We start from the raw sequence: 23,513 nt of genomic DNA, 5'->3' as shown, positions 1-23,513 counted from the left end.
GGGCCGCGTGACCACCGTGGTCCCGCGTCATTTCACGCCCTGGAGGCCCCCGATGGACACCCTCACCCGCATGCTCAACACCCACCCCAAGGCCAGTTCCATGGACGCTGCCCTGCTGGCCACCTGCCTGCAGGCGTGCCTGGACTGCGAAGCGGTGTGCTCGCTGTGCGCCGACGCGTGCCTGAACGAGAGCGAACACCTGCACCACCTCACACGCTGCATCACGCTCAACACCCAGTGCGCCGCTGTCTGTCAGGCCACCGCCAAGGTGCTCGCGTCACCGGGTCAGGGCGGCGCACAGGTCCTGCAGGCGCAGCTGGAGGCCTGCCTGAGCGCGTGTCAGGCCTGCGCGGCAGAATGCGAGGGGCACGCGCAGGAGATGAACATGGCGCACTGCGCAGTCTGCGCGGAAAGTTGTCGCCGCTGCGAGCAGGCCTGTCAGGTCCTGCTGAAGAGCGTGCGCGCATGAAGCGGCGCGCATTGCTCCTGACCCTGCTGACCTTGAGCTCCGCCCAGGCCGGTGGAATGGACATGGCCATGCCCGGCATGACCCACATGACGATGCCCATGACGCCGTCAGCGTCTGTGCCGGGGCTGTCACAGATGGGGCTGCAGATGCAACTGGACATGCGCATGATGATGATGCCGATGATCAGTGACCTCGCCCGGTTGAGTGGGCGGTCCTTCGAGCGGGCGTTCATGTCCATGATGATTCCGCACCACCAGAGCGCCATCGACAGCAGCCGCGCCGTTCTGGAGCGCGCCAAGAATGAACAGGTGCGCGCGTGGGCGACCCAGATCATCGCGGACCAGACGCGCGAGATTGCTGAGATGCAGGCCCAGCTGCGCGCGTACGGCGGGCCGAATCCGGCGGTGATGGCGCGCATGATGCAGATGAACCGCATGATGGACATGCCCGCCATGATCCGCGCGTCAAGCATGCCGGAACGCACCTTCCTGGAAGGCATGCTTCCGCACCACGCGGCCGCCAACGAGAAATCGAACCTGGCCCTGCAGCGGACGCAGGACCCCTTCGTGTTAGAGCTCGCGGAGAAGATCATCACCGCCCAGGCGGGCGAAATGCACGACTTTCAGGGGTGGCTCCGCGCGCATTAAGGCAGGGCCAGAAGGCGACCGGCTGATCGTCCATGCCGGTCGCCTTCTGTGTTACAGGACGAACATGCCCCTGAGCGGACCGGTTTGAACTCAGCTGAGGTCGGTTGGCTCAGTTGATCCGGTAATCTGCCGATGGTCAACGTCGGACTGCCGTTCAGGAGAGGGGAAGCCTTGTCGCGCGTCCGTCCACGCAACCCCCAGGAGTGCAGCGTGGAGCTCACCAAAATCCGGCTTCCGGTACGACAGCGGTGGGCCGCCAGCTGGTCTGTTGGGTGCTGCCCGACTGGTGCGCGGCAACAGTTTCTTCCAGGACAACACCCAGGGGTGGGATTTAACCGTATCCCAGTGATGCCCAGGTATGGACCGGACTGGTCTGATTTGGGGGCCACACGGCTGCCCCCCAGTTGTCAGGTTCATTCAGCAGAAGGTCGGGGTCGGCAGACGCCCTGATGAGACAGCCGAAGTCCAGACGGACCAATTCAGGCACGCTGTCCCTGACGCGCTCTGTTTCGAAGTCCAGATGTGCAGCGTCTCTTAAAGCCGTCCCCTGGCTTCAGCCAGGCCAAGTAGAGGGTCTGGCTTCAGCGGCAACAGTCCCTTCAGCATTTCGTCCCGCTCAAAGGCCACGTCCCGCTTAAACGAGACAGCGCAGCTTGGACTGTCACTTCCTCGGTCAAGCAGCTGGGGAGGAACGCACCGCACCTGATAGATGGCGCTCAGACGCGTTAGCAGAAAAGTCAGGGGTCATGCCCACCGTGCTGGCCAGGTGGGGCAGGGGCCACCCGGCCTTGACTGACGTCCCTCAGACCGGCATGGGTAAGGCGGGCCGAACCCCGCCTTAAGGGATTGGCGCCGTTCGAAGCGTTCGGAATGGCATGATGACGCCCCGTCTCAGCAGCAGCGCATTGGCGGTCACGATCAGGGTGCTGGCACTCATGAGGAGTGCGGCCCACTCCGGGCGCAGCAGCACCCCGTACGCCGGGTACAGCACACCCGCCGCGAACGGAATGGCGAGCACGTTGTAGATCGCCGCCCAGAACAGGTTCTGCCGGATCTTGCGCTGCACGCGCCGCGCCAGGACAATGCTGGCCGCCACGGCCGCCGGATCACTGTGCACGAGCACCACGTCCGCCGTCTCCACCGCCACGTCCGTGCCGGCCCCAATCGCAATGCCCACCTCGGCCTGCGCGAGGGCCGGCGCATCATTGACCCCGTCCCCCACCATGGCCACGCGCTCGCCTTTGGCCTGCAGGGCCTGTACCTGGGCGGCCTTCTGCTCGGGCAGGACGTCTGCGATGACCGTGTCCAGGCCCAGCTGGCGTCCCACAGCCTGCGCGGTCCGTTCATTATCTCCTGTAAGCATGGCCGTCTTCACACCCAGGGCCTGCAGCTGCGTTACCACCGCACGGGCGGACTCCCGCACCCGGTCAGCGACCGCAATGACGCCCAGGAACTGTCCATCTGCTGCCACGAACATGGCCGTTTTGCCATCAGACGCCAGCCTGGACGCCTCTTCTTCGGCCTGGCCAAGAGTGATGCCCGCCTGCGTCATCAGGGCCCTATTCCCGACCAGCACGCGCCGCCCATTGACCGTGGCCTGTACGCCCCGTCCGGGGATGGACTCGAAGCCTTCGGGTTCACTCAGGGAAAGACCCCGGTCCTGGGCGCCGCGCACAATGGCTTCCGCCAGGGGGTGCTGTGAGGGCCGGTCCGCCGACGCCGCCGTGGCCAGCAGGGTCTCCTCAGACACGCCAGGTGCAGGCTTCAGGTCCGTGAGGGCAGGCTTGCCTTCGGTCAGCGTGCCGGTTTTATCGAAAATGACGGTGGTGACGCCTGCGGTGGCTTCCAGAGCGGAGGCGTTCTTGAACAGCACCCCAGCCTGCGCGCCACGGCCCACGCCGACCGTGATGGCGGTCGGTGTGGCCAGGGCGAGTGCGTCTGGGCAGGCGATCACGATGGCCGACACCGCAGCCGTCAGGGCAAAGACGACGCTCTGTCCCAGCAGCATCCAGGCCAGGAAGGCGATCAGGCCGCTGCCCAGCGCCACGAACACCAGGTACTTCCCAGCGGTGTCGGCCAAGCGCTGGGCGGGCGCCTTGCTTGCCTGAGCGTTCTGGACCAGCCCCACGATGCGCGCCAGGGCCGTGTCGGCACCGACCGCCGTCGCGCGGAACCCGAACGCGCCATTCTGGTTGACGGTCCCAGCCGTGACCTTCTCACCTGGGGTTTTTTCGACAGGGACGGGTTCGCCCGTGAGCATGCTCTCGTCGACAAAGGACGCCCCGCTCACCACTTCGCCGTCGACCGGCACCCGGTCGCCCGGGCGGATGACCACGATGTCGCCCGTGACGACCTGCTCGACAGGAATTTCGATTTCGGTGCCTGCACGGACCACCCGGGCGGTCGCAGGGGCCAGTCGCAGCAGAGCTTCCACCGCGCGGCCCGTGGCGAACCGGGAGCGCATCTCCAGCCAGTGGCCGAGGAGGGAAAAGGTGGTGAGCATGGCAGCTGCTTCAAAGAACACGTCCTGCGAGTTCAGCGCCAGGGTGGCCCAGAGCGAATAGGCGTACGACACCAGGATGCCCAGGGCGATCAGGGTCATCATGTTCGCTTCGCCCCGCCGCAGGGCACGCCACGCGGCCGAAATAAACGGCCACCCGCCCCACCACACGACCGGTGTGGTCAGCAGCAGCCCGAAGACATTCATGCCCAGGCCGAAGGGCGGCATGGTGGTAAAGCCGATGGCTTCCCCAATCGGGGAGTACAGCACCGCTGGAAGGGTCAGCAGCAGCGAGCCCACGAAGCGGCGCAGCATGTCGGAGACCATGTCCGCACCGTGTCCGGCGTGCTCGTCGTGGGAAGCGTGTTCTGCTGCGAGGTGAGCCCCATGCTGGTCGGCGGCAGGCGTGCGGTGGTGGTCGTGCGCGGTGTTGGGCGATGGAGTGCCTCCGGTCGCCTGCTCGCAGGTGCAGGCGTACCCGGCCTGCTCCAGCTGCGCGCGCACCTGAGCTTCATCCGTCTGCCCTGGGTCTATCCAGACGTGCGCGACGCTCCGGGTCCGGTCCAGGTGCACGTCGCGCACGCCGGGCAGCCCCCGGAGGAAGCGTTCAGCGTCCTGCAGGTCAGTCCCGCTGTGACAGGTGCGCAGCGCCACTTCTAGGGGAGCTGTGGAAGGAGAAGACGCGTGCGGGTGGTGGGTCATGAGGGCCTCCTGAGGACCACCGTACGGCGAGCATGTTCAGCTCCTGTAAAGCAGGGCGCTTACAGGCGGGGCGTGTCGTCCTCCCGGAATCGGTACCCCACCCCGCGCACGGTTTCAATGAAACGCGGAGTCTCCAAAGTGTCACCCAGCTTGCGTCGCAGGCTGGTGATGTGCACGTCCACCACCCGGTCCGTGCCTGGAAAATCGCTGCCCCAAACGCGCTCGAGGAGCCGCTCACGGGGCCAAGCCATGCCCGCGTGCTGCGCCATGGTGGCGAGCAGATCAAACTCCAGTTTGGAGACATCTACCCGATGTCCGGCGAGCCGCACCTCCCGGCTGCGCAGGTCGATGTGCAGCTCGCCCACGCTGAAGGCGTCCTGCACGCCCACCCGGCGCAGCAGGGCGCGAATTCGGGCAGTGACTTCACGCGGGCTAAACGGCTTGACCACGTAATCGTCCACGCCGCCGTCCAGGCCGCGGAGTTTGTCCTCCTCCTCTCCCCGTCCAGTCAGCATCAGGATAGGGAGCTTCAGGCCGGCTGCGCGGGCGTCCCGGGCGAGCTGGACGCCGGACAGGCCAGGCAGCATCCAGTCGAGCACCGCCACATCCGCGCGCGGCAGCAGGCTCCAGGCGTCCGGGCCTGTCTGGGCTTCCAGCACGGTGTGCCCCTCGGCTTTCAGGTACGCGCGCAGGACTTCCAGAATGGCGGGATCATCGTCCACAATTAGCACCGTCGGCATGGCCAACCTCCAGGGTGGACTGGGGTCCAGCGCCCAGCGGTCGGGGCCATGTGGCTGCTCATAAAATCCATCTTGGGGGTCGCCTGTTAAGGTCCTGTCAAATCGGGGAAGAGGGATCAGCAAGGTGGCGGCTGAGCTTCGTCTTATACAGGACTCGTCTGATTCCAAAGCACATTGGGAAGAGCGCCCATCTGCTTTTCCATCCCCGTAGTCCCGCATTTCCTCGTGTTCGCTCCGCTGAGGTTCGCCTTCGGCTCACCTGAGTTCCGTCTTAGGGACTGTGGGCCTGTACCCAGAGTCAGCGGCCAGGAAGTCAGCATGACCCCGGCGCTGCTCTCGTCCGCTGGTGTGGGCATCACGACGCATGCACACGGTCCAGGGTCAAGGGCCCGTCTGCAGCGTGGTGGTGAAGGTCAGCGCTGAGTGTGGCCAGGGTGACTTCGCCAAGGCGGGCCAGCAACAGTGCCTCTGCGTCACGAAAGGCTTGATTGAGCGCTGCGTTCACGGCCTGCTCCACCAGACAACCGGGCGCCTCCGTCCGGTTGCCGATGGCGAGCAGTGAAGGACAGCCGAGGGCGGTGTAGATGTCTCTCAGGGTCACGGCTGTCAGGTCACAGCCCAAGGTCCAGCCACCACCGTGACCTTTTTCAGAGCGGACGTAGCCCTTGTCTCGCAGTCTGCCCATGATTCGCCGGACGACCACTGGGTTGGTGTCCATGGCTTTTGCCAACATCTCAGACGTCAGGGGTCCCTGATGCTGCGCCATGTGCAGCAGGATGTGGAGCACCCCAGACAGTCGACTATCACGTTTCATGCAACCCAGTGTGTTTCTTGATGGAATGGACGTCAAGCCGAAGGTTGAACAGGCACGGAAGCGCTTCCTTCAGCGTTTCTGCTCGTGTTTTCGCCTGAGCGCCAGAATGTTGTCCTTGGTGGTGCCCACTTCGCCATTTGGACCAGTCATTTCGGTCAGCGCACGCTCCACGGTGTCCTGCAAAATCACGTCCCACAGGTCAAGGTTCAGGCCGATCGTATCCAAGGCTTCCTGGACGGTGGGGTACGGCACGACCTTGCTTGACCATGAGGGTCCGGAGGCGTGCTCAATGACCAGAAGCAGCCCGCCCGGCTGCACGGCATCAGAAGCTTTGCGGAGCACGAGATCACGTGCAAACGCCACTGGTGATTGGAGATACAGCGCGTAAACCAGGTCGAACTGACCTGCGGGGAAGCTGTGCTCCAGATCGTGTTGCTCGAATGTGGTGCGGTCAGTCACGCCGGCCTGAGCTGCGTGCCGGTCGGCACGCTCCAGGGCGGTCTTTGAGATGTCCGCACCGGTGACTTGCCAACCTTGGGTGGCCATCCAGACCGCGCTGTTCCCCTCACTGCAGCCAAGATCAAGTGCGGTGCCGGGCGTCAACGCTTGCACTTGCACCCATCTCGCCAGGAGAGCGTTGGGGCGCCCGGTCCACGGGCGTGGGTTGTCCCGATATCGGGCTTCCCAGTACTGCAGGGCTTCACTGTGCTTGTCGCGTTTGTGAGAGGGGTCATTCATGATGGATGCTCCTGAGTCTTGGGCGGAAAGAGACGGAGGCTCTGAGGTCAGAGCGTCAGGGCGAGGGACGACCGAGCGGCGCGGCTGGCCACCATAAAGACGACGTTGCTGGCAGAAGGCGGCTCGCCAGAGCGCTGACACAGTGACTTAAGTGGGTGGTGGAGACGCCTATGAAGCAGTGAGGGCACACCCCATGTGGGGGCTGCTGCCAAGAAACTCTTCTGGGAATCCTATACACTTCATGCAACTTAGATTGTTGCATAAGGTGACTTAGGTGTCAATGCCACTGGAGACGTCTCCCAGGCTGTTCGACCCGGTACAGACTCTCGCTGGCGGAAGCATGCCGTGTCGGGTCTATGCTTTCAGCAAGACCCACGAGGGGCAGCCCTCTCACGTTCTCCTGCCCCTCGTAGTTCTTGCACTCAACTCAGATGCTTTTATTCCTATGCAGGCGCGACCGTCGACTCGGGCCCTCGAACGAGGAAGAAGAGGTTCGAGGCAATCATCACGACCACCCCTGTCCAGATGGCTCGTCACCTCCCGTACACGATAAGACTCCTGTGCACCCTTGGAGAGCTCTTCAGCGTAAGGTTGAGCACGCGTTTGCGACCCCTCAGCGCGCCAGATCCAATCTGTCTGACGGCACGCTTTGAAGATGCAGGCCAATGGCGTTGCTGTCACCCGCGGTAAGGACGGCTTCAAGCAGCGCTGATGTGATTGACCCGGGCGAGGGCGCCACCGCTAGACTCATGCCTGTTCCCATAGTGACCATGCCCGGCATGACCGAGAGACAGCTTTTATTGACCGAAACGAGCATCGCCATAAAGGCAGGGCCAGTGTTACCTAGGAACACGCCACTGGCGGTTTGAATGTTCACTTCACGACCAGGGGCATCAGTCTGCGTGCTGGTCCGAGCGCCCAGATGCCGCTGGCCACGCTCCTTCAGGGGGCGCGGGTGAACCTGATCAGCGGTGCGGCCATCTGGTGCCGGGTGTCCTGGCAGGGCGACAGCAGGTACGTCGCGCAGGCCTATCTGCGGTTGTAAGAAGGGCCAGCTGCTGAACAACGCAAGGTCCCAAACGGCTGCGTGGGGGACCACAAGATCCACTTTCCTGACAGGCCGCGCTTCTTGAGCCAGGTGCGGTAATCAAGCATTTCCGAGGTCTGCGCGGTAATAATGACTCTCGACAGGCTCAGCATGTGGGCATCCTGGCCCTGCTGCAGCGCGAGATTCGCCATCTCGATTGCAAGGCAGCCTGCCCTGAGCCCCTCAAACGCAGGCAGGAAAGGTCTTCGTTAGCCCAAATGTCCAGCACTCTCGAGATGTGATCAAGCCCCTCCATTTCAATGAGGGAGGCGAGCTTTCAGTACACCGTACAGATAGGTTCCTAGGAGAGCGAAGGTCAATACGATAAGGATGGGCCAGACGCCCGCCCCTACTAGGACGAACATAGGTCCAGGACAGACTCCGGCCAGGCCCCAGCCCATCCCAAAGGTGAGGCCCCCGAACACGTACCGCCGCCATCCCTTCTCCTTGTCCGTGACCCGGATGGTCTGGCCATCCCGGCTTTTCAGGCCACTGCGGCGCAGAAGTATAGTGGTGACCATCCCAGTGAAGACCGCCGAACCCATCAGCCCGAACATGTGGAAAGACTCGAAGCGGAACATCTCTTGAATGCGGTACCAGCTGGCCGCCTCCGATTTCACAAGGACGACACCGAAATACAACCCCGCGAGGAGGTAGAGCAGCAGGCCGGTCGCGGCGCGGGTCGTGGAAGAAGGCTCGGTGTGGACGCCTGGAATGGAGGCTTCACCTGTCACCCGATGACCGCCATGAAGAGGGGAAGGAGAAGGTTTGCGCTGAGGATGCCACCGACAAAGAACGAGACGGTGGCGATTAAAGAAGGGCCTTGCAGGGTGGAGAGACCGGTAATCGCGTGGCCGGAGGTGCACCCACCGCCATACCGGGTGCCGAAGCCCACCAGCAGGCCCGAGAAGGCCAGCAGCAGCCACACGCCGGGGTTGGACAGGTCGGTCAGTTCTGAGGGAAAGAGGCTGGGCCGCACCTGCACGCCCAGGTCCTGAATCGACTGGGCGCCAGCAGCACTCAGGCGGGTGGGTTCGGGGTTGGCGAAGATCAGACCCGCCAGCCCCCCACCCAACACCAGCCCACCCGCGAACATCAGATTCCAGCGTTCCCTGCGCCAGTCATAGTGGAAGAAACCGGGTTTGGCCCGTTCGGGCAGCAGGATGGCACAGGCGTGCCGCAGATTGGCGGAGATCCCAAAGCTCTTGTTGCCCAGCCACAGCAGCAGTGGGACGGTCAGGCCGATCAGGGGGCCGCCCAGGTACCAGGGCCAGGGAGAATGGAGAAAGTCGAGCAGTTCAGTCATAGAAGAAAGACCTCGGAGAAGGAAGAGCCGCGCAGGGAGGTTGAGCAGGAGGTTTGCCGGGCACCTTCAGTGCTGCACTTGCACTTTGGCAGCGGGAGGCGGGTTCAGCACCTTGGGCACGTTGGTGGCCAGAACGTAGACACCCATCACGACCAGGAAGCCAGCGAAGCCCTTTTTAAGGCTGTCGTTGGAAAGGTTCTTGCCGAGGCGCGCCCCGAGAAAGCTCCCCAGAATGCCGATGACGGTGAACATCAGGATCAGGGGCCAGTTCACCGACACGTTCTGCTCAGCCAGCACGTTCACGTACTTGGCAAAACCCACGAAACTCTTGGCGGAAATGATGAGCAGGCTGGTGCCCACCGCGAGGCCCATGGGCAGGCCGCCCAGCAGCACCAGTGCGGGGATGATCAGGAACCCGCCGCCCACGCCCACCAAGCCGGTTAGCACGCCGACGCCCAGACCTTCCGCGCCGATCTTGAGGGGCGAGCGGTGGTGGGTCAACTGGCCCTCCGGCCGAGTGCTCGAGGGCCGGAACATCATGATGGCGGCGAGCAGCATCACCACGGCGAAGAGCAGCAGTTGCACCACGCCGCTCAGGTACACGCTCAGCGCCGCGCCCAGAAAAGTGCCCACCACGCCGGGAAGACCAAACCACAGCACCGAGCGCCAGTCGATCTGCCGCTTCATGGCGTAGGGGATCGCCCCAATCAGGCTGATCCCGCCCACGATGGCGAGCGATTCGGCAATGGCCAGTTTCTCCGGCTCGCCCACGAGGTAAACCAGCACCGGCACGGTCAGGATGGACCCGCCTGAGCCCAACAAGCCGAGGCTCAGCCCAATCAGGGCCGCGCCGATCCAGGCGAAGATCATGGCTGCTCGCCCCGGTTGAGGTCACGGCCCTCACGACTCCAGGCCGCCGTGCCACCCGAAAGATTCATCACTCCGGTCTTGCCCTGAGAGACAAGGTAAGCAGCGGCCTGTGAGGAACGATTCCCGCTGGCGCAGATCAGGATGGTGGTCGGCTCTATCTCGTCCGCACGGCCAATCAGTTCGCTGAGCGGGAGGTTGGTGGCGCCGGGAATGTGTCCGGCCATGTACTCCTCATGCTCACGCACGTCGACCAAGCGGGCGCCATTGCGCTTCTTCCTTTCAAGTTCGGTGGTAAAGATGTCTTGGTAGGTCATGGAAAGCTCCTTTCAGCCAAAGCGGAGGCGGCGCCCCGTGGGCCGCCTCCGCCGGGTGCGGGTCAGGCGTTCTGGCTCTTCGCCCAGGCGTCGTAGCCCCCAGCCAGTTCCAGCACAGCGAAGCCTTCGGTCCGCAGCAGGCTGGCGGCAGCGGCGCTTCTGGCCCCCCCCTGGCAATGCACGACGATCTCGCGGTCACGCGGCAGGGTGTCCAACGTCCAGGGCAGGCGTCCGGCGTGCAGTTGCCGTGCGCCAGGGATATGGCCTTCCTCGTACTCGGCCTTCGCTCGAACGTCCAAAATGAGGGCGTCCGGGTGTTGTGACAGCTCGGTCGCTGGGATGGGCTGTGCAGGTGCTGTGTCCAGTTCCTCTGGGCTGGGGATAAAGCCGACCACATGGTCCAGACCAACCATCCACAGCTTTCGGCGCAGAGCTTCAGCGCGGTTCCCAGGCGCCAGCAGGATGAATTCGCGGTCCGGCTTCAGCAGCCATCCTGCCCACGTTTCTATCGTGCCGCCGTCGGGGATGTTGACGCTGCCCACAGGCGCGGCCGCTTGGTGCTCTTCTTTCCTGCGCGTGTCGATCAACCGGGCACCAGCGGCCAGCTTCGCCTTCACCTCATCCGCGCTCAGCTCTGCGAGCGGCTTCACCTGATCCAGCAGGGCGGGACCGTCGCGGTTCTCGGTCTTCATGCGGCCGTAGTACAGCGGCGCATCGGGCTGGCCAGAGAGCAATTCATGGGTGAACGCGTCCTCGTCCCCCTGCTCCACTAGCTTGCCCCACCAGCTCAGTGCCCGCTCGTAGCCCACCGTGGTTGTCGGGACCGCGCCCAACGCCTTGCCACACGCGCTGCCTGAGCCGTGACCAGGCCACACCTGCACGTAGTCGGGCAGCGTCAGGAATGTGTCGCGCAGTGAGGCGAACATCTGCCTGGCGCCGATAAAGCGGGTGTCCTGCCCGCCTGCCGCTTCGTCGAGCAGGTCCGGGCGCCCCAGGTCGCCGACAAAGACGAAGTCGCCGGTCAGGATCATGCTGGGCGTATCGCCACGGGGGGTATCGGTCACCAGAAAGCTCAGGTGTTCTGGCGTATGACCAGGCGTGTGGACGGCCTGGATGCGGACGTTGCCCACCATGAAGGTGTCGCCGTCATAGAGCTTGACCTGGTTGCCGTCGTCGTAGGTGTACTGCCAGCCCTCACCGCCCTCGTCGGAGAGCAGCAGCTGCGCGACTGTGGCGTTGGCGAGTTCGCGGCTGCCGGACAGGAAATCGGCGTGGATGTGCGTCTCGGTCACGTGGGTGACGCGCAGCTTTTGGCTCTTCGCCTCGTCGAGGTACTGGGCAATGTCGCGGACCGGGTCCACCACCAGGCATTCGCCGGTCTTCTGGCAGCCAATCATGTAGGACGCCTGGGCCAGGTCCAAATCGTAGAAGCGTTCAAAATACATAACTGGACTTTATACCCCCCCAGGGTATTCTGTCAAATACCCGGAGGGGGTATATTTAGAGAATGTCTGTGCCCGTCAGCGACCATCAAGCCGAGAAAGTCAGAATCCTCAACCGTCTGCGCCGCCTGGAAGGTCAAGTCCGGGGGCTCCAGAAAATGGTCGAGGAGGAGAAGAACTGCGTAGACGTCATGACGCTGTACGCCGGTGTCAAGAGTGCGCTGGAATCCACCGGAGACGTGATTCTGGAAACCTATGTGGCGCAGTGCCAGGCACGGGGTGAGCGTCCCGCCGATCTCGTGAAGCTTCTGAAGTTGTCCCGCTGAGGTCTGGTTGCCCAAGTGCACTCAAGGCCTTAGGGGCAGCAGCCCCCCTCCTTGATCTGGACTGTTCGGCCGCCGTGGGGCCGACAGCGGCGCTGGAGCCAAAACAGTCAGCGGGCAGCAGTCCAGGCCAGGGCCAGTGCGCGGCCCAGGAGCACAGCCACAAAGCCCAGCATCAAGTTGGCGACCACCGACAGCGTGGCCCGCACCATGTCATTGTCACGCAGCAGCAGGTAAGTTTCCCATTCAAGGGTCGAAAAGGTGGTCAAGGCGCCAATAAAACCGGTGCCTATGATCAGGCGCCATTCGGAGGACAAGGCGCCGCGCAGTGACAGTGTCACGACGAACGCCAGTGCGAACGACCCGGCTACATTGACCAGCAGGGTGGCCAGCGGAAACGTGGCCCAGGGTGTATGGGCCAGTCGCCCACTCAGGGCCAGTTGAATGCCGTAACGAATGAGCGCGCCAAGGGCGCCGCCACAAGCCAAACCGAGCCAGAAGAGCATAGACCGCTATGGTGGCATGGGGCCAGGAGCGTGTTTCCCTGAGCATACGGCGGGTCGCCGGGGCGGTAGACCTTCTAGTGTTGAGCTTGGTCCTGGCCGTGGTCAGCCCCACTATGTCCAGCGTCCTTCTGGCCACGCGTCTAGGCGCGCGCCCCCAACTGGCCAAGCCAGACACCGACCGCAAAGACGACCGCCCCGCCCACGATCACCTGAAAAATGGTCTGCCCCAGCGGTGACCGCATGTAGTGCCAGCGAATGTAAGCGATGACCACGAGCTCGATGAGCACCACTGCGTAGGCCAGCGTCAGGGCGACGCGCAGGTCCGGCAGCAGAAACGGAAAGGTGTGCAGCATGCCGCCCAGCACGGTGGCGACGCCGGTGATGACCCCCCTGGCCAGGGGCGTGCCCCGTCCAGAGACCACGCCGTCATCGCTGAGCGCCTCCGCGAGGCCCATGCTGATGGCCGCGCCGACAGATGCGGCGAGGCCAACGTAGAAGGCGTCAATGGGACGGCCAGTCAAGCCCGCCGCTGCGAAGATCGGCGCAAGGGTGCTGACTGATCCGTCCATCAGCCCCAGCAGAGCAGGCTGAATTTTCTGAAGGATGAAGGTCTGATCACGGCGCGAGGTCATGTCATCAGCTTAACGCCTTAATAGGAATAATTCCTATTAAGGCCAGATGGATGCATTGTCGTAAGCGCTGCCGTCCAAAGCCTTCAGTGTGATGTACCCCTTGTCTTGGGGTTCAGGCATGCCTCTGCACTGCATAGAGGCCGGCGCGGCTGGCGAGGAGTTACTTGAGCGGGCGCCGCTCTATCCCTCCGCTTGCTCCAGAGCGCTGGAACGACCACGGGGCGAGCGAGCTGATAGGGCCAGTTAGCAGCGTTGCGACGGGCTGCGGTGTGGTCTGGCCGGCTGGGGTTCGGAGGGTAATGTGTCCGCACCAGAAAGGTGATCTGTCGCAAGTGTGGCCTAAGGTAAGCGAATCCACAGTCGGGCCGTCCAGGAGAACTGGGCAGGCGTCCAAATCCAGTGAGCACGGAGGGCCGAGAGGACGGGCCCTTGGCCAAGTGTGGGCGCCGCTCGGTTTGGTCCGCTTCGCGCCGACTCAGGGGCTATGAAAAGTGGGCGGGGATGTGCCGTCTGGACTTCACCTGACGGGTGGCCAGCAGCTGGGTGATCCCGGACGGAAGCGGCCACCGACCCATGCTGTTGACGGCCAACTTTCCTGCTTACTGGGCCGATGACGTTTCCTGCCGCCCCCTCTCTTCACCCGGGCGTTCAGCTGAAGCTGCTGGCGCGGGGCGCAGAATCCGGTGGACATGCAACACGTAATTCAACCCCACCACCCAGGCCACCGAGACCAGAGCGCCGGCCGTGACGTCTGTGGGGTAATGCACGCCGATGTACACCCAGGACCACATCATGGCGAGCACATATAGGGCGCCGCAGACGAGGGCCGGGAGGCGCCAGCGTGTGGACCACAGAATCACAACGACAGCGCTCACCAGCGCACTCGCAAACATGGCGTGACCACTCGGGAAAGAGAAGTCAGGTTCGGGGAGAAATGGGGTCCAGAACGCGGGGCGGGGCCGGTCAAAAAACTGTTTGAGGACCGTGTTGATTGCCACCGTGCCGCCCAACGCCAGCAGGAGAAAGTAGGCCAGTCGGGGGCGAATGCGGTAGAGCATGACGCTGAGAAGGCCCGTCAGAGGCACCATGCCGGCCATGTTGCCAAACAGTGAAAGGAACCGGGTCACGTTATTCAAAGCTGTGGAGGCACCAGCGTGAACCGCAAGCATCAGGGGCTCTTCAAAGGCGAAGGGCTCTTTCTCATAGACCTCTTCGGCGATCTTGACGAAGCCCAAGAGGGGAAGAAGGAGACTGAAAAAGAGGGTGAGAAGGGCGCGCCAGTACTTCTTCAAAAAGGCGAGCAGGCGTTGCAGATGCGCGTGAGCGGGGAGAGTCATCCCTCAGGCTAGGGGCCGGCTCACAGTTTCATGACGTACAGGGATTATCGAAGTCCACATTGATGGGGATTACGCAAGCAAGAGGTTTTCTCAGTAGAGAGTCGAGGCCGCTCCCTGCCGGAACTTTGAGCTGAGGCGGCTCGTTCCACGGAGGGGTTTAAAAATAATGGAGGCCCATGCAGACATGTGTGTACGCTGCATGCTTCCCTGCTGGCTTGGTCTATCGGTGCCGCGTCATCAAACGGCAGATTCGGTTTGAGCGGTGGCGCCGTGAACTGAAGTCCTGGCCGGTATGGCCCCCCAGCCACAACCCACCGCAGACATAGAGCGGTGGGCCCAGGAGAAAGGGGATGGAGCTCAAGTCAAGGCTCTCCTTCATGCCCGAACAGGATGCCCAGCGCTGTCACCTAATTTCTGGAGCTGATGACCAGTATATGTGAAGAGTCGCCAGTTGGCCGGTGCCGCCGGGTTCTGAATAAGGTGGGATTCTTCGTCTGTTTCGTGGCTCCCTCGAACGTCAGTTGTTGAGGATCGCTTCCCTCTCCAGATAGCCACTGGACCTGTCCGAAGCGTTATGCCCCCCTTTCCTTTGCTGGATGAAGCGCCGCGCTGCATCGCCCCAAATGCAGTGGGTGTCCGCCCATCTGTCTGGCCACCGGCTCCACGCAACCGCCAATCTCTCTATATCTCACTATATTTGTCTATCCGAATAAACAGATATACTCAAGCATGCACCGACACCCCTTGCCCGTTCCGCCTCCGCCCGATGACCTCCTGCATGTGACCCGGCTGTTTGACGCTCTCCGAGAGCCTCTTCGAGTGAACCTGCTGCTGCAGCTCACCCTGGGCGAGCACACTGTCACCGCACTGGTTGAGGCGTTGCATCTGCCTCAGAGTACCGTCAGCCGTCATCTTGCCGTTCTGCGTCACGCACATCTGGTGACCTCCCGCCGGGACGGTCTGCATATGCACTACCGGTTGGCCGATGCCCACCTGGTGACGCTGCTGCAAGAGGCCTTCAGTCATGCACAGCATGCCCGGCTGGCATTGCCGGATCATCCGGTGGCCGAAGCCACCCCAGGGAGTGTGCATTGAACGCCCTGGCCACCTTCTCGGCCCTGCGCAATCCGCGCTTCGCTCGTCTCTACGCCGCGCAGACTGTCAGCCAGATCGGCGACGCCCTCACCTGGGTGGGACTGGCCCTTCTGGCTGCCCAACTGGCCGGTCCAGATCAGGCGCCTGTCATTCTCGCGCTCGCCCTGACGCTCCGGGTCACCGTGTTCGTCCTGCTCAGTCCCCTCGCCGGGGTTCTGGCCGACCGGGTGAACCGGCGTACCGTGCTGCTGACCTGCCACTTTGGGCGCCTGCTCGTCATGCTCGGCATGTTCTTTGTCACGCAGGTCTGGCAGATCTACGTGCTGATGGTCCTGCTCAACGCCTTTACCGCGTTCTTCACCCCCACCAACCAGGCCACCGTCCCCCTGGTCATGGGCCGGGAGGACAGCCGACCTGCGTTCGCGCTTTCCAGTGCAACCACCGAACTCCTGGCCATCGTGGGCCCAGGGCTGGCCGGCCTGCTCGCCGCGTGGCTGGGCACGCGCGCCCTCTTTCTGGTGGACGCGGCGAGCTTCCTGATCGCCGGGCTTCTGATCCTCACCCTGCCGGCGCTGCGGGCGAGCACGGAGCCGGTGGCGCGCAGCACCTTGACCGATGTCAAGGACGGCACCGCCCGGTTGTGGCGTGACCCCCCAGTCCGCTTTGCTCTCCTGATGGAACTGGTGGCGGCTGTTACAGGCGCACTGATTCTCACGGCGACGGTTTCCAGGGTGCAGGGAGACCTGAAGCTGGGCGAAGCGTCATATGGATGGGTGATGGCGGCCTTTGGACTGGGCGCGGCCCTGGCGTCCCTGGCTGTGGGGGCAGCTGGCCGGCGAATCCCTCTGACACGGTTCATCGCTCTGGGGGCACTCGTCACAAGTGTGGCGATTCTGCCTGGTGATCTGCTGCCTCTGGGAGGCCTGATGGGGTTCTGGCTCTTGGCCGGCATCGGCCAGAACTGGGTGAATCTGCCCACCGAGACCTTGCTGGCCGAACGCACGGATGAAGCTGCACAGGGCCGGGTGTACGGCGCCCACTTCGCCTGGAGCCATCTTTGGTGGGCATTCGCCTACCCTGTCGCTGGCCTGCTGGGCACACGCCTCCCCGATCAGGCGTTTCTGGTCGGGGGTGGCCTGGCCCTGGTGCTCCTGGCTGTGGTCTGGTGGACGCACCGGGGCCGCATGAACATCCCAAGCCGTGACCCGAACTCAGCCTCCACGCTTTGAAGTAAATGCAAGTGCCGGCCCTACGCCGGCACGCGAACGAAAGGAAAACAGCTATATGAATGAACGAGGAAGACCCAGACGCCCGCGGCGGGTCTGGTGGATGTATCTGGTGGGTTTGATGTGTTGGGTCATGCTGGTGCTGGCCTTCGCCCGGCTGATGACGCCGCCTTCGGTGGGTCAACTTGAGACGCCCCGTCCTGAGCGCGGACACATCACGAGCAGCGACGGGCGGCTCCTGGCCCACGACAGCGCGGCTGGCCAAGGCCGGGTGTACCCGCAGAAGAGTTCCGGCGCCGCGCTGGTGGGATTCATGGGGCGCACCGAAGGGCTTGAAGGCATTGAATACAGCCGTGAGACCCAGCTCAGTGCGGGAGAGCCGGTCACCCTGACCATCCAGAGCCTCGTTCAGGCGATCACCGAACGGGCGCTGGAAACCGCAGCGCGGGCCGTGGACGCCGATTTCGCCTCAAGTGTCGTGTTGGATGTGGCGACAGGTCGTGTTTTGGCTGCGGCCACCTACCCGTCCTATGACCCCAATGCCTGGCGAAGCGCTTCGCCCACCCAGTGGCGAAACCGCGCTTTCCTGGACGAATATGAGCCGGGCAGCGTCATGAAGCCGCTGATTGTCGCTGCGCTGCTCAATGAGGGGGCGACCACCCCTGAACGCGAGTACGAGACCCCCATGCGCCGCCGGGTAGGAAGCGCCACCATCGGGGATATCGTGCCTCACCCAGGCCGCCTGAACACCCAACAGATTCTGCGCTACTCCAGCAATGTGGGCATGACCCGGTTGGTAGAGGCGTTTCCGCCCTCGGAGATGCACGCCTACTTGCAGGCGTACGGTTTTGGCCGGGCCGCGCCTGTTGGCGTCTCGACAGGCCGCGGGCAAGTGAGACCGCCCGAACAGTGGGACGACGTGATTCGCGCCACCAATGCCTTTGGTCAGGGCATGACGGTAACCACCCTTCAATTGGCCGCCGCCTTCAACGTGCTGGCAAATGACGGCGTCTACGTGGCGCCCTCGCTGCTCGCCGGCACGCCAATCCGCCGGCGACCGGTACTTCGCCCGGAGATTGCGCGCACCACCCGCGCCATGCTGCACGCCGTGATTGACGACGGGATCTCGAAACAGGCCGGCATACCGGGCTACCACCTGAGTGGAAAGACCGGGACGGCGCAGGTGGCTGAAAATGGCCGCTACAGTGAGCGGATTTTTACGAGTACCTTCGCGGGCCTGGTGTTGACAGAGCCGCCGCGGTACACCGTGGCAGTCATGGTGCGGGGCGCCAAACGCAACTACCAGGGTTCGCAGCTGGCCGCTCCCATCTTCAGGGAGATTGCGGGGGGTTTGATTTCTAAGGATGGACTCATGCCTCAGCCGCCCCACCCGGCAGCGAGCACACCCCCCACAGGCAACTGCTCCGGACGTCGACCAACCTGTTGAGAGCAGTGGAGTTGCGTGAGGAGTACAGGATCTGAGGCCTGGAACTGCTCTGGGAAGTGCGACCAAAGGGAACAGCCCCGGCCACCTGAGCTGAAGGACCAAATCTGGACAAAACGGTGCAACTGGGTGGGGAATGAAGCCCCCAATCAGTGATCTTTGGGGCGAGGCAGTCAATCCCGACCGGCCACGACCTCATAGAACGGCTCATGTGTCACGCGCTCTGGAAAGCGCCGCAGCGTGTTGGCGAGGGTCAGTCCCTGTGAGCGGTGACAGCCCATCGCGCGCAATTTCTGGGTGATGAAGGCAGAAACGTCGTGGACGCGGTTCGGCTGGAGGTGCAGAGGGGACGGGTCATCCAGCCACTCGCGGTTCAGGGCGTAATACCAGAGTGTGGGCCGGGACTCTACCGGCAGTTCATCCCAAACGCTCTTGACCACTTGATGGGTGGCCACGTGATCTGGGTGGCCGTTGAGACCGTCTGGAGGAAAGGTCAAGATGATTTCTGGCCGGTGCCGGTTAAGAGCGTCCTGAATCACCTGTGTTACTTCGGCCCGATGTGCAGCCACGGCGCCGTCTGGGTAGTGGTGCTGTTCGTGCACACTGTCTGGGTGCGTCAACACACCCAAGACATCGAGACAGGCACGCAACTCCTCCTGTCTGAGCACGCTGAGGTCCGCTTTGGTGTCGCACAGCCCCAAAGTTTTGCCCGCCTCGCCTTGCGTGAGGGTTAAGACGCCGCAGGCATCACCCCGTGCCAGTAACGACAGGAGCGTGCCCCCAGAGCCAAAGGTCTCATCGTCTGGATGGGGCACAATCACGAGCAGCGTCAACCGGGCCATGCGGGCAGCATAGCGGGCGCGCTTTTTGACCTGTTCTTAACAGCGTCCCCTCTGAGGCCCTCGCCTGGCCTGGATTTGGAGTGCAGAGTCGATGTGACCGCAGTGGTGCTGGCAGCGAAGAACTGGCCCAATCAACCGTCCATGGTGCCGTCACGCCACTGACAATGAAATTCTGGCACCACCGGTTTTCCCACTCTTCTTCGCCATCATGTATCGTGAGATTGATGCCTGCTCGCCAGCATAGTGTCCTGCGGCTGAAACCGCGCTTAGGCGCTGGGACACTGGACCGCTCCCTCAGTCTGCTGGCGCTCGCCGCGTCTCTCATGGCCTGCACGTCACCGCAGACGAACAGTCAAGCTGAAAGAGCCCGCCTGGGGGCGGCAGGACCACCGGGGTGGACCGTGGAGCCAGATGGCCGCGCGACGCGTGCTCTGCCTGATGTCCGGGGCGCGGCGCAGTTGGTTGTGCCTCCACGCTGCCGCAAAGTCAGCTGCCCAGTGGTGATCGTCTCTCATGGCCGGGGCGGTCAAGCGCTGGACGGAATCACCCACCCTCCTTTCGACACGTTGGTCGACGCAATTGACGTGCAGGGGTATGTGCTTCTCCTCAGCAACGACGGCGGGAAAGAGACCTGGGGCAGCCCTGACGCGCTGGCGTACGTCGGCCGGGTCTACAGGGCGGCGCAGCCGCATTTCAAGGGCGACGGCCGGGTCTATAGCCTGGGCATTTCGATGGGCGGGTTACCGGCCACCCTGACGGCCTACCGGCAGACGCTGGGCGTCCGGGTTCGTGCCACAGCCATTGTGGCTGGCCGGGTCAACTTGCGTGACGCAGAACGCACGTCGGCGCGCCGCGCCGCCAGCATCCGCCGCGCCTTCGGTGGTGCCAGCCAGGTGGGGTATGATCCCGTCAACCAGTTCGCTTCATTTCGGGGGCGCCTCACACCTCTGCTGGCGGTCGTCAGCGCTCAGGATACGGCCGTGGCCAGTGCGGCCAATGGCATTCGTCTGGCGATTCTTGCACGTGCCGCCGGCGCCGATGTTCAAGTCCTGCAGGTGCAGGGACCTCACCTGTCACGCGGCTATATGAATGCGGACGTGGGCAGCAAGATCGCCCAATTCTTTAATACTCATCGTTGAGGCTCACCGCTTGTTTGAAGCCATCCGCTTCAAATGACGGTGCAGAGTGGATCATGCGGCGTCTGCGGTCGGACTGGCTGGTGACCGGTCGGACGAGGCTCAAGTTATTGCGGATACTGGTCACACAGCGAAGTGACACGGAGCCCGCTGTCACATTACCGCCTGCGCAGCGGGTGGTTTCGAGTCTGGGGTTCAGGTGTGATCATGCCCCCGAACTCTGGGGATGAACTTGCATGCTTACTGGTCACCGTCATTAGGCTCGCGCCCAGCCCCTGGCCTGAGCCATCTGCGTAACCCCAGATAGGTGGCCATGACCCACACCAGTGCAGTCAGCCCGGCGGCCAGCACGTCGGTGGGGTAGTGGACGCCCAACACGACCCTGGAAAGGGCCATCAAGCCGTAGTAGGCTGCGCCAAGCCATAAAGCAGACCAGCGCCACCGGGTACGCCACAACAGGAGCACGCATACAGCGGCGAGGGCCGCCGCCACGGTGCTGTGTCCACTGGGAAAGGAGGCGCCCGGCGCCGTCACCAGATGGGGCCACAACTCAGGTCTCGGCCGCTGGAAGATGCGCTTCATGATGGCCTGCGCGCCCTCAGCGCCCCCCACGGCCACCAGCGCGAAAAGCGCCTGTGGACGGCGGTTCATGAACCACAGGGCAAGGGGAGGCAGCACGGTGACCACGCAGGTCGCCAACGGCGTTCCCAGCTGATTCATCCAGATGCTGACCGACAGGAGGCCATCCCCCGCCTGTCGGTGCACCCAGGACATGGCGAAGAGGTCAACTGCGAAGTATTCCTTTTCGCCCACTTCGTTGGCGATGAGCATCAGCAAGAAGAGCGGGAGCAAGATGCCCAGCCCCAGTCGCAGCCCACCCGCCACTGCTGCGCGCTGCGTGCACTTGGTCAGAAGGCCTCTCACAGCAGTACGATCGCAAGAAGCGGTATAGACGCGGTATAGCGGCCAGCGGACGCCGGCATTCGGGAGCAGGTGGTGAATGACGCTCAGCGCCACGGTGGTCCCTGCCTGGGAATGACAGCTCAAGCCAGATGGGCCACTCCACCACAGTGGTGCCACACGTCGCGTGTGGTCCCTGCGTCACGATATGGAGGAGAATTCTGTCGAGGGCCCTCTACCGGCAGGAAGACAAAGACCGTCAACAGGTCCTCCTTGCCGTCTCTCAATGACCCACGCTTCCGGCATCTGGATAGAGCTTCACCCTTTGCCGCAGAGGGCATAGGCCCCGCCTACCTCTGCTTGACGCGGAGTTTTCGCAGTTCCAACCCAACTGGAATCAGACTCACGATGATTACCACCCCGATGACCAGCAGGATGCAACGGTCCAGGTGCGGGATGAGGCCGCCCAGCCAGTAGCCCAGCAGAGGCACACTGGTCGCCCAGAGCAGGCCACCCACCACGTTGTAGATCAAAAACTGTGAGTAGGGCATCTGTCCGACTCCAGCCAGTGTCGGTGCGACTGTCCTCACCACAGGCACGAAGCGGGCCAGAATCAGTGAGAGGCCGCCGTGGCGCTGAAAGAAGGCTTGGGTCCGCCCGACATATTCGGGCCGAAACAGTCGGTGGTCTGGACGGCTGAACACCGCAGGGCCGAAGCGGCGTCCGATGAAGTATCCCGTGCTGTCTCCGATGACCGCGCCAAGGGTGACCGCCAGCATCACGCCTGCCAGGTGCAGGCTGCCCTGCTGAGCAAGGATGCCCGCTGTGAGAAGTAGGCTGTCGCCAGGTAGGAAAAAGCCAATGAGAAGACCGCTTTCGGCAAAGACAATGGCAAAGAGACCGAGGTATGAAGCACTCAGCAAAAGTTGGGTCAGGTCAACCATGTCCTCACCATAGGAAGGAGAGGTAAAGGAGGCGTATACCAAGCACACGCTCCAGCCAGCCGGCCACAGGGATCAGTCTGACACCGTGACAGCCTTGACCACCTCTAGCGCGCGAATGTTCGGTGAGCCCCGCCGGCTGACTTGCCGTGCTGGCTGCTCCCGCTGAGAGTGCAGGATGAGGGGCAGGACATCACTAGGGAAAACGCAGGCGCACCTCGAAGGCCCCGTCCTCCCATTGGGGAAGAAGCTCCGCCCTCCAGCGTCGGGCGAGGGCTGCCACCAGGGGCAAGCCCAACCCACTTCCAGCCGTCCCCTGAGTGCCCGCGCCGCGCTCAAAAGGCTCCAGCAGCCGGGGCCAGTGCGTCTGATCTGGGCCAGGCCCACCGCTGCGGACAGCGACCTCGCCGGCGCTGACCCGCACGAGGACGTCTCCTGTCCCGTACTTGAGGGCATTTTCAAGCAGGTTGACGAGGGCGCGGTTCACGCCGTCCGGTTCAGCCTGTACCCAACTCTCGGTGAGATCAAGTTGTACGCGTTGGCCTGCTCGGTGCGCCACCTCGTCAAGCGTCTCGACCACCGCGGCGGCGCTGCTGGCCAGTTCCACCGGCTGAAGCTGCAGTGGGGCGTCAGTCCGGGCCAAAGCGAGCAGGCTTTCCGAGAGAATGACCAGGGCGTCCACCCGCCCCTGCATTGCGCTGAGTGCCCGGTGATAGTCCGCTGCGTCCCGGGGACGTTCCAACGTGAGGTCAAGACGACCCTTGAGGACCGTCAAGGGAGTGCGTAACTCATGCGCCGCGATGCGCGCGAAACCTTTTTCCCGCTCAATGGTTCCTTCAAGCTGGTCGAGCATGTCATTGACGGTGGTGGTCAGCCGCGCCATTTCGTCATGCCCAGAAGCAGCTGGAACCCGTTCCTGATAGGTGCCGCGCCGGGCAATCCCCTCTGCCGTGCGGGCCACGGCGTCCACTGGCCGCAACGCCCGGTCGGCTAGGACATAACCGGCGCCGCAGGCCACCACCACCATCAGGACGCTGCCAGCGCTGAGGATGCGGCCCAGCGTTTCGAGCAGCTCCACCAACGTGTCACTCGGGCGAGACACCCTCAGATAGAGCCCGCCGTCCAGCGGGAGGGTCAGCACACGGTGCTCGCTGGTGGACATGAACCCCGGGTGTAGGGCAAGAGCCTGGTCATGCTCTTCCTGTCCGGCACGGGCCAGCAGCTTTCCTGCCGCAGACAGCAGTTCAATAGACAGGTCACCGGTTGGCGTCAGCTCCGCAGAGAATGTCCACTGGCCGTTTCGGTTCTCGATGCTGCCCTGTGCCACACTGGCCGTTTCACGCAGGGTGACGTCCAGCGAGCTGGTTAAACTGCTGCGGGCCAGGACATACACAAGGGCGGCGCCCAGCAGGGTGGTCACGGCGAAGACCACGGCGTAGCCCAGCGTCAGTTTGACCCGCAGACTCCAGTCCCGCCAGTTCCAGTTCACCCGGCGCCCGCCT

At 63.5% G+C, this 23,513-nt stretch carries 27 protein-coding genes; 9 read left to right on the top strand and 18 right to left on the bottom strand.

Going from position 1 to position 23,513, the window contains the following annotated elements:
- The first annotated feature begins 52 nt into the window (after positions 1–52).
- The gene (locus K7W41_RS19420; protein ID WP_224611917.1) at positions 53–469 is read left to right on the top strand and encodes a four-helix bundle copper-binding protein; all 417 of its coding nucleotides are present in this window, start codon (positions 53–55) and stop codon (positions 467–469) included.
- Positions 466–1,116 (top strand): DUF305 domain-containing protein, encoded by a 651-nt coding sequence (locus K7W41_RS19415; RefSeq protein ID WP_224611916.1) that lies wholly within the window; start codon positions 466–468, stop codon positions 1,114–1,116. The genes K7W41_RS19420 and K7W41_RS19415 overlap by 4 nt, the downstream gene beginning before the upstream one ends.
- Before the next feature lie 838 nt (positions 1,117–1,954).
- On the opposite strand, the gene K7W41_RS19410 is transcribed toward K7W41_RS19415, so the two are convergent.
- From K7W41_RS19410 to K7W41_RS19390, 5 genes are all read right to left on the bottom strand, one after another.
- Positions 1,955–4,318, bottom strand: a complete 2,364-nt coding sequence (locus K7W41_RS19410; protein WP_224611915.1) for a heavy metal translocating P-type ATPase — start codon at positions 4,316–4,318, stop codon at positions 1,955–1,957.
- 59 nt (positions 4,319–4,377) lie between these two features.
- Entirely contained in the window at positions 4,378–5,058 is a 681-nt protein-coding gene (locus tag K7W41_RS19405; RefSeq protein WP_224611914.1) for a response regulator transcription factor, read from the bottom strand.
- A gap of 355 nt (positions 5,059–5,413) precedes the next feature.
- Positions 5,414–5,872, bottom strand: coding sequence for an Rrf2 family transcriptional regulator (locus K7W41_RS19400; RefSeq protein WP_224611913.1), 459 nt, complete (start codon positions 5,870–5,872; stop codon positions 5,414–5,416).
- A 69-nt stretch (positions 5,873–5,941) separates the two neighbouring features.
- The gene (locus tag K7W41_RS19395) at positions 5,942–6,610 is read right to left on the bottom strand and encodes a class I SAM-dependent methyltransferase (RefSeq protein ID WP_224611912.1); all 669 of its coding nucleotides are present in this window, start codon (positions 6,608–6,610) and stop codon (positions 5,942–5,944) included.
- A gap of 613 nt (positions 6,611–7,223) precedes the next feature.
- On the bottom strand, positions 7,224–7,487 hold the full coding sequence (locus K7W41_RS19390) for a hypothetical protein (RefSeq protein WP_224611911.1): 264 nt from the start codon (positions 7,485–7,487) through the stop codon (positions 7,224–7,226).
- Here K7W41_RS19390 and K7W41_RS23820 point away from each other — a divergent pair.
- Positions 7,476–7,655, top strand: a complete 180-nt coding sequence (locus tag K7W41_RS23820; protein ID WP_380059066.1) for an SH3 domain-containing protein — start codon at positions 7,476–7,478, stop codon at positions 7,653–7,655. The two genes, K7W41_RS19390 and K7W41_RS23820, sit on opposite strands and share 12 nt — an antisense overlap.
- Here K7W41_RS23820 and K7W41_RS19385 read toward each other — a convergent pair.
- The 6 genes from K7W41_RS19385 to K7W41_RS19360 form a co-directional block, all read right to left on the bottom strand.
- Positions 7,640–7,849, bottom strand: a complete 210-nt coding sequence (locus K7W41_RS19385) for a DUF305 domain-containing protein (RefSeq protein WP_224611910.1) — start codon at positions 7,847–7,849, stop codon at positions 7,640–7,642. The two genes, K7W41_RS23820 and K7W41_RS19385, sit on opposite strands and share 16 nt — an antisense overlap.
- A 105-nt stretch (positions 7,850–7,954) precedes the next feature.
- Positions 7,955–8,431, bottom strand: a complete 477-nt coding sequence (locus K7W41_RS19380; RefSeq protein ID WP_224611909.1) for a DUF6691 family protein — start codon at positions 8,429–8,431, stop codon at positions 7,955–7,957.
- Positions 8,428–9,003: a YeeE/YedE family protein gene (locus K7W41_RS19375; protein WP_224611908.1), complete on the bottom strand. Its 576-nt coding sequence runs from the start codon at positions 9,001–9,003 to the stop codon at positions 8,428–8,430. Before K7W41_RS19375 ends, K7W41_RS19380 begins: the two co-directional genes overlap by 4 nt.
- 66 nt (positions 9,004–9,069) lie before the next feature.
- On the bottom strand, positions 9,070–9,873 hold the full coding sequence (locus K7W41_RS19370) for a sulfite exporter TauE/SafE family protein (RefSeq protein ID WP_224611907.1): 804 nt from the start codon (positions 9,871–9,873) through the stop codon (positions 9,070–9,072).
- A complete protein-coding gene (locus tag K7W41_RS19365) occupies positions 9,870–10,187 on the bottom strand; it encodes a rhodanese-like domain-containing protein (RefSeq protein ID WP_224611906.1) in 318 nt (105 codons plus the stop codon). The genes K7W41_RS19370 and K7W41_RS19365 overlap by 4 nt, the downstream gene beginning before the upstream one ends.
- A gap of 62 nt (positions 10,188–10,249) precedes the next feature.
- Positions 10,250–11,632, bottom strand: coding sequence for an MBL fold metallo-hydrolase (locus tag K7W41_RS19360; RefSeq protein WP_224611905.1), 1,383 nt, complete (start codon positions 11,630–11,632; stop codon positions 10,250–10,252).
- Between the two features lie 62 nt (positions 11,633–11,694).
- Between K7W41_RS19360 and K7W41_RS19355 the strand changes: the two genes are divergently transcribed.
- Positions 11,695–11,955 carry a metal-sensitive transcriptional regulator gene (locus tag K7W41_RS19355; protein ID WP_224611904.1) on the top strand — a complete coding sequence of 87 codons (261 nt, stop codon included), beginning with the start codon at positions 11,695–11,697 and terminating at the stop codon, positions 11,953–11,955.
- 107 nt (positions 11,956–12,062) lie between these two features.
- On the opposite strand, the gene crcB is transcribed toward K7W41_RS19355, so the two are convergent.
- From crcB to K7W41_RS19340, 3 genes are all read right to left on the bottom strand, one after another.
- Positions 12,063–12,458 carry a fluoride efflux transporter CrcB gene (crcB, locus tag K7W41_RS19350; protein ID WP_224611903.1) on the bottom strand — a complete coding sequence of 132 codons (396 nt, stop codon included), beginning with the start codon at positions 12,456–12,458 and terminating at the stop codon, positions 12,063–12,065.
- Between the two features lie 140 nt (positions 12,459–12,598).
- Positions 12,599–13,090, bottom strand: a complete 492-nt coding sequence (locus K7W41_RS19345) for a VIT1/CCC1 transporter family protein (RefSeq protein ID WP_224611902.1) — start codon at positions 13,088–13,090, stop codon at positions 12,599–12,601.
- 599 nt (positions 13,091–13,689) lie between these two features.
- The gene (locus K7W41_RS19340) at positions 13,690–14,217 is read right to left on the bottom strand and encodes a phosphatase PAP2 family protein (RefSeq protein ID WP_396116050.1); all 528 of its coding nucleotides are present in this window, start codon (positions 14,215–14,217) and stop codon (positions 13,690–13,692) included.
- Positions 14,218–14,244: 27 nt separating this feature from the next.
- Between K7W41_RS19340 and K7W41_RS19335 the strand changes: the two genes are divergently transcribed.
- The 4 genes from K7W41_RS19335 (at position 14,245) to K7W41_RS19320 (ending at position 18,195) form a co-directional block, all read left to right on the top strand.
- Positions 14,245–14,439 carry a hypothetical protein gene (locus tag K7W41_RS19335; protein ID WP_224611900.1) on the top strand — a complete coding sequence of 65 codons (195 nt, stop codon included), beginning with the start codon at positions 14,245–14,247 and terminating at the stop codon, positions 14,437–14,439.
- Positions 14,440–15,156: 717 nt separating this feature from the next.
- Positions 15,157–15,522, top strand: a complete 366-nt coding sequence (locus tag K7W41_RS19330; protein ID WP_224611899.1) for an ArsR/SmtB family transcription factor — start codon at positions 15,157–15,159, stop codon at positions 15,520–15,522.
- Complete coding sequence (locus K7W41_RS19325; protein ID WP_224611898.1) at positions 15,519–16,751, top strand: MFS transporter; 1,233 nt, start codon at positions 15,519–15,521, stop codon at positions 16,749–16,751. Before K7W41_RS19330 ends, K7W41_RS19325 begins: the two co-directional genes overlap by 4 nt.
- Positions 16,752–16,881: 130 nt before the next feature.
- Entirely contained in the window at positions 16,882–18,195 is a 1,314-nt protein-coding gene (locus K7W41_RS19320; protein WP_224611897.1) for a peptidoglycan D,D-transpeptidase FtsI family protein, read from the top strand.
- 170 nt (positions 18,196–18,365) lie between these two features.
- On the opposite strand, the gene K7W41_RS19315 is transcribed toward K7W41_RS19320, so the two are convergent.
- A complete protein-coding gene (locus K7W41_RS19315) occupies positions 18,366–19,034 on the bottom strand; it encodes a PIG-L deacetylase family protein (RefSeq protein ID WP_224611896.1) in 669 nt (222 codons plus the stop codon).
- A 500-nt stretch (positions 19,035–19,534) separates the two neighbouring features.
- Here K7W41_RS19315 and K7W41_RS19310 point away from each other — a divergent pair, with 500 nt between their 5' ends.
- On the top strand, positions 19,535–20,173 hold the full coding sequence (locus tag K7W41_RS19310) for an alpha/beta hydrolase family protein (RefSeq protein WP_224611895.1): 639 nt from the start codon (positions 19,535–19,537) through the stop codon (positions 20,171–20,173).
- 237 nt (positions 20,174–20,410) lie between these two features.
- Here K7W41_RS19310 and K7W41_RS19305 read toward each other — a convergent pair whose 3' ends face one another.
- From K7W41_RS19305 to K7W41_RS19295, 3 genes are all read right to left on the bottom strand, one after another.
- Positions 20,411–21,001 (bottom strand): phosphatase PAP2 family protein, encoded by a 591-nt coding sequence (locus K7W41_RS19305; RefSeq protein WP_224611894.1) that lies wholly within the window; start codon positions 20,999–21,001, stop codon positions 20,411–20,413.
- A gap of 419 nt (positions 21,002–21,420) precedes the next feature.
- Positions 21,421–22,014: a DedA family protein gene (locus K7W41_RS19300; protein ID WP_224611893.1), complete on the bottom strand. Its 594-nt coding sequence runs from the start codon at positions 22,012–22,014 to the stop codon at positions 21,421–21,423.
- A 193-nt stretch (positions 22,015–22,207) separates the two neighbouring features.
- Positions 22,208–23,500: a sensor histidine kinase gene (locus tag K7W41_RS19295; RefSeq protein WP_224611892.1), complete on the bottom strand. Its 1,293-nt coding sequence runs from the start codon at positions 23,498–23,500 to the stop codon at positions 22,208–22,210.
- Positions 23,501–23,513 lie beyond the last annotated feature (13 nt).

This window comes from Deinococcus multiflagellatus, from assembly GCF_020166415.1.
Classification (GTDB): Bacteria; Deinococcota; Deinococci; order Deinococcales; family Deinococcaceae; genus Deinococcus; species Deinococcus multiflagellatus.
This window is presented reverse-complemented; position numbering and strand designations above follow the sequence as displayed.

Excerpts from the sequence above, each read along its gene's own strand:
- K7W41_RS19420 (WP_224611917.1), top strand. The coding sequence starts at position 53 with ATGGACACCCTCACCCGCATGCTCAACACCCACCCCAAGGCCAGTTCC.
- K7W41_RS19415 (WP_224611916.1), top strand. The coding sequence starts at position 466 with ATGAAGCGGCGCGCATTGCTCCTGACCCTGCTGACCTTGAGCTCCGCC.
- K7W41_RS19410 (WP_224611915.1), bottom strand. The coding sequence starts at position 4,318 with ATGACCCACCACCCGCACGCGTCTTCTCCTTCCACAGCTCCCCTAGAA.
- K7W41_RS19405 (WP_224611914.1), bottom strand. The coding sequence starts at position 5,058 with ATGCCGACGGTGCTAATTGTGGACGATGATCCCGCCATTCTGGAAGTC.
- K7W41_RS19400 (WP_224611913.1), bottom strand. The coding sequence starts at position 5,872 with ATGAAACGTGATAGTCGACTGTCTGGGGTGCTCCACATCCTGCTGCAC.
- K7W41_RS19395 (WP_224611912.1), bottom strand. The coding sequence starts at position 6,610 with ATGAATGACCCCTCTCACAAACGCGACAAGCACAGTGAAGCCCTGCAG.
- K7W41_RS19385 (WP_224611910.1), bottom strand. The coding sequence starts at position 7,849 with ATGGCGAATCTCGCGCTGCAGCAGGGCCAGGATGCCCACATGCTGAGC.
- K7W41_RS19375 (WP_224611908.1), bottom strand. The coding sequence starts at position 9,003 with ATGACTGAACTGCTCGACTTTCTCCATTCTCCCTGGCCCTGGTACCTG.
- K7W41_RS19370 (WP_224611907.1), bottom strand. The coding sequence starts at position 9,873 with ATGATCTTCGCCTGGATCGGCGCGGCCCTGATTGGGCTGAGCCTCGGC.
- K7W41_RS19365 (WP_224611906.1), bottom strand. The coding sequence starts at position 10,187 with ATGACCTACCAAGACATCTTTACCACCGAACTTGAAAGGAAGAAGCGC.
- K7W41_RS19360 (WP_224611905.1), bottom strand. The coding sequence starts at position 11,632 with ATGTATTTTGAACGCTTCTACGATTTGGACCTGGCCCAGGCGTCCTAC.
- K7W41_RS19355 (WP_224611904.1), top strand. The coding sequence starts at position 11,695 with ATGTCTGTGCCCGTCAGCGACCATCAAGCCGAGAAAGTCAGAATCCTC.
- crcB (WP_224611903.1), bottom strand. The coding sequence starts at position 12,458 with ATGCTCTTCTGGCTCGGTTTGGCTTGTGGCGGCGCCCTTGGCGCGCTC.
- K7W41_RS19345 (WP_224611902.1), bottom strand. The coding sequence starts at position 13,090 with ATGACCTCGCGCCGTGATCAGACCTTCATCCTTCAGAAAATTCAGCCT.
- K7W41_RS19330 (WP_224611899.1), top strand. The coding sequence starts at position 15,157 with ATGCACCGACACCCCTTGCCCGTTCCGCCTCCGCCCGATGACCTCCTG.
- K7W41_RS19320 (WP_224611897.1), top strand. The coding sequence starts at position 16,882 with ATGCTGGTGCTGGCCTTCGCCCGGCTGATGACGCCGCCTTCGGTGGGT.
- K7W41_RS19315 (WP_224611896.1), bottom strand. The coding sequence starts at position 19,034 with ATGGCCCGGTTGACGCTGCTCGTGATTGTGCCCCATCCAGACGATGAG.
- K7W41_RS19305 (WP_224611894.1), bottom strand. The coding sequence starts at position 21,001 with ATGCTCATCGCCAACGAAGTGGGCGAAAAGGAATACTTCGCAGTTGAC.
- K7W41_RS19300 (WP_224611893.1), bottom strand. The coding sequence starts at position 22,014 with ATGGTTGACCTGACCCAACTTTTGCTGAGTGCTTCATACCTCGGTCTC.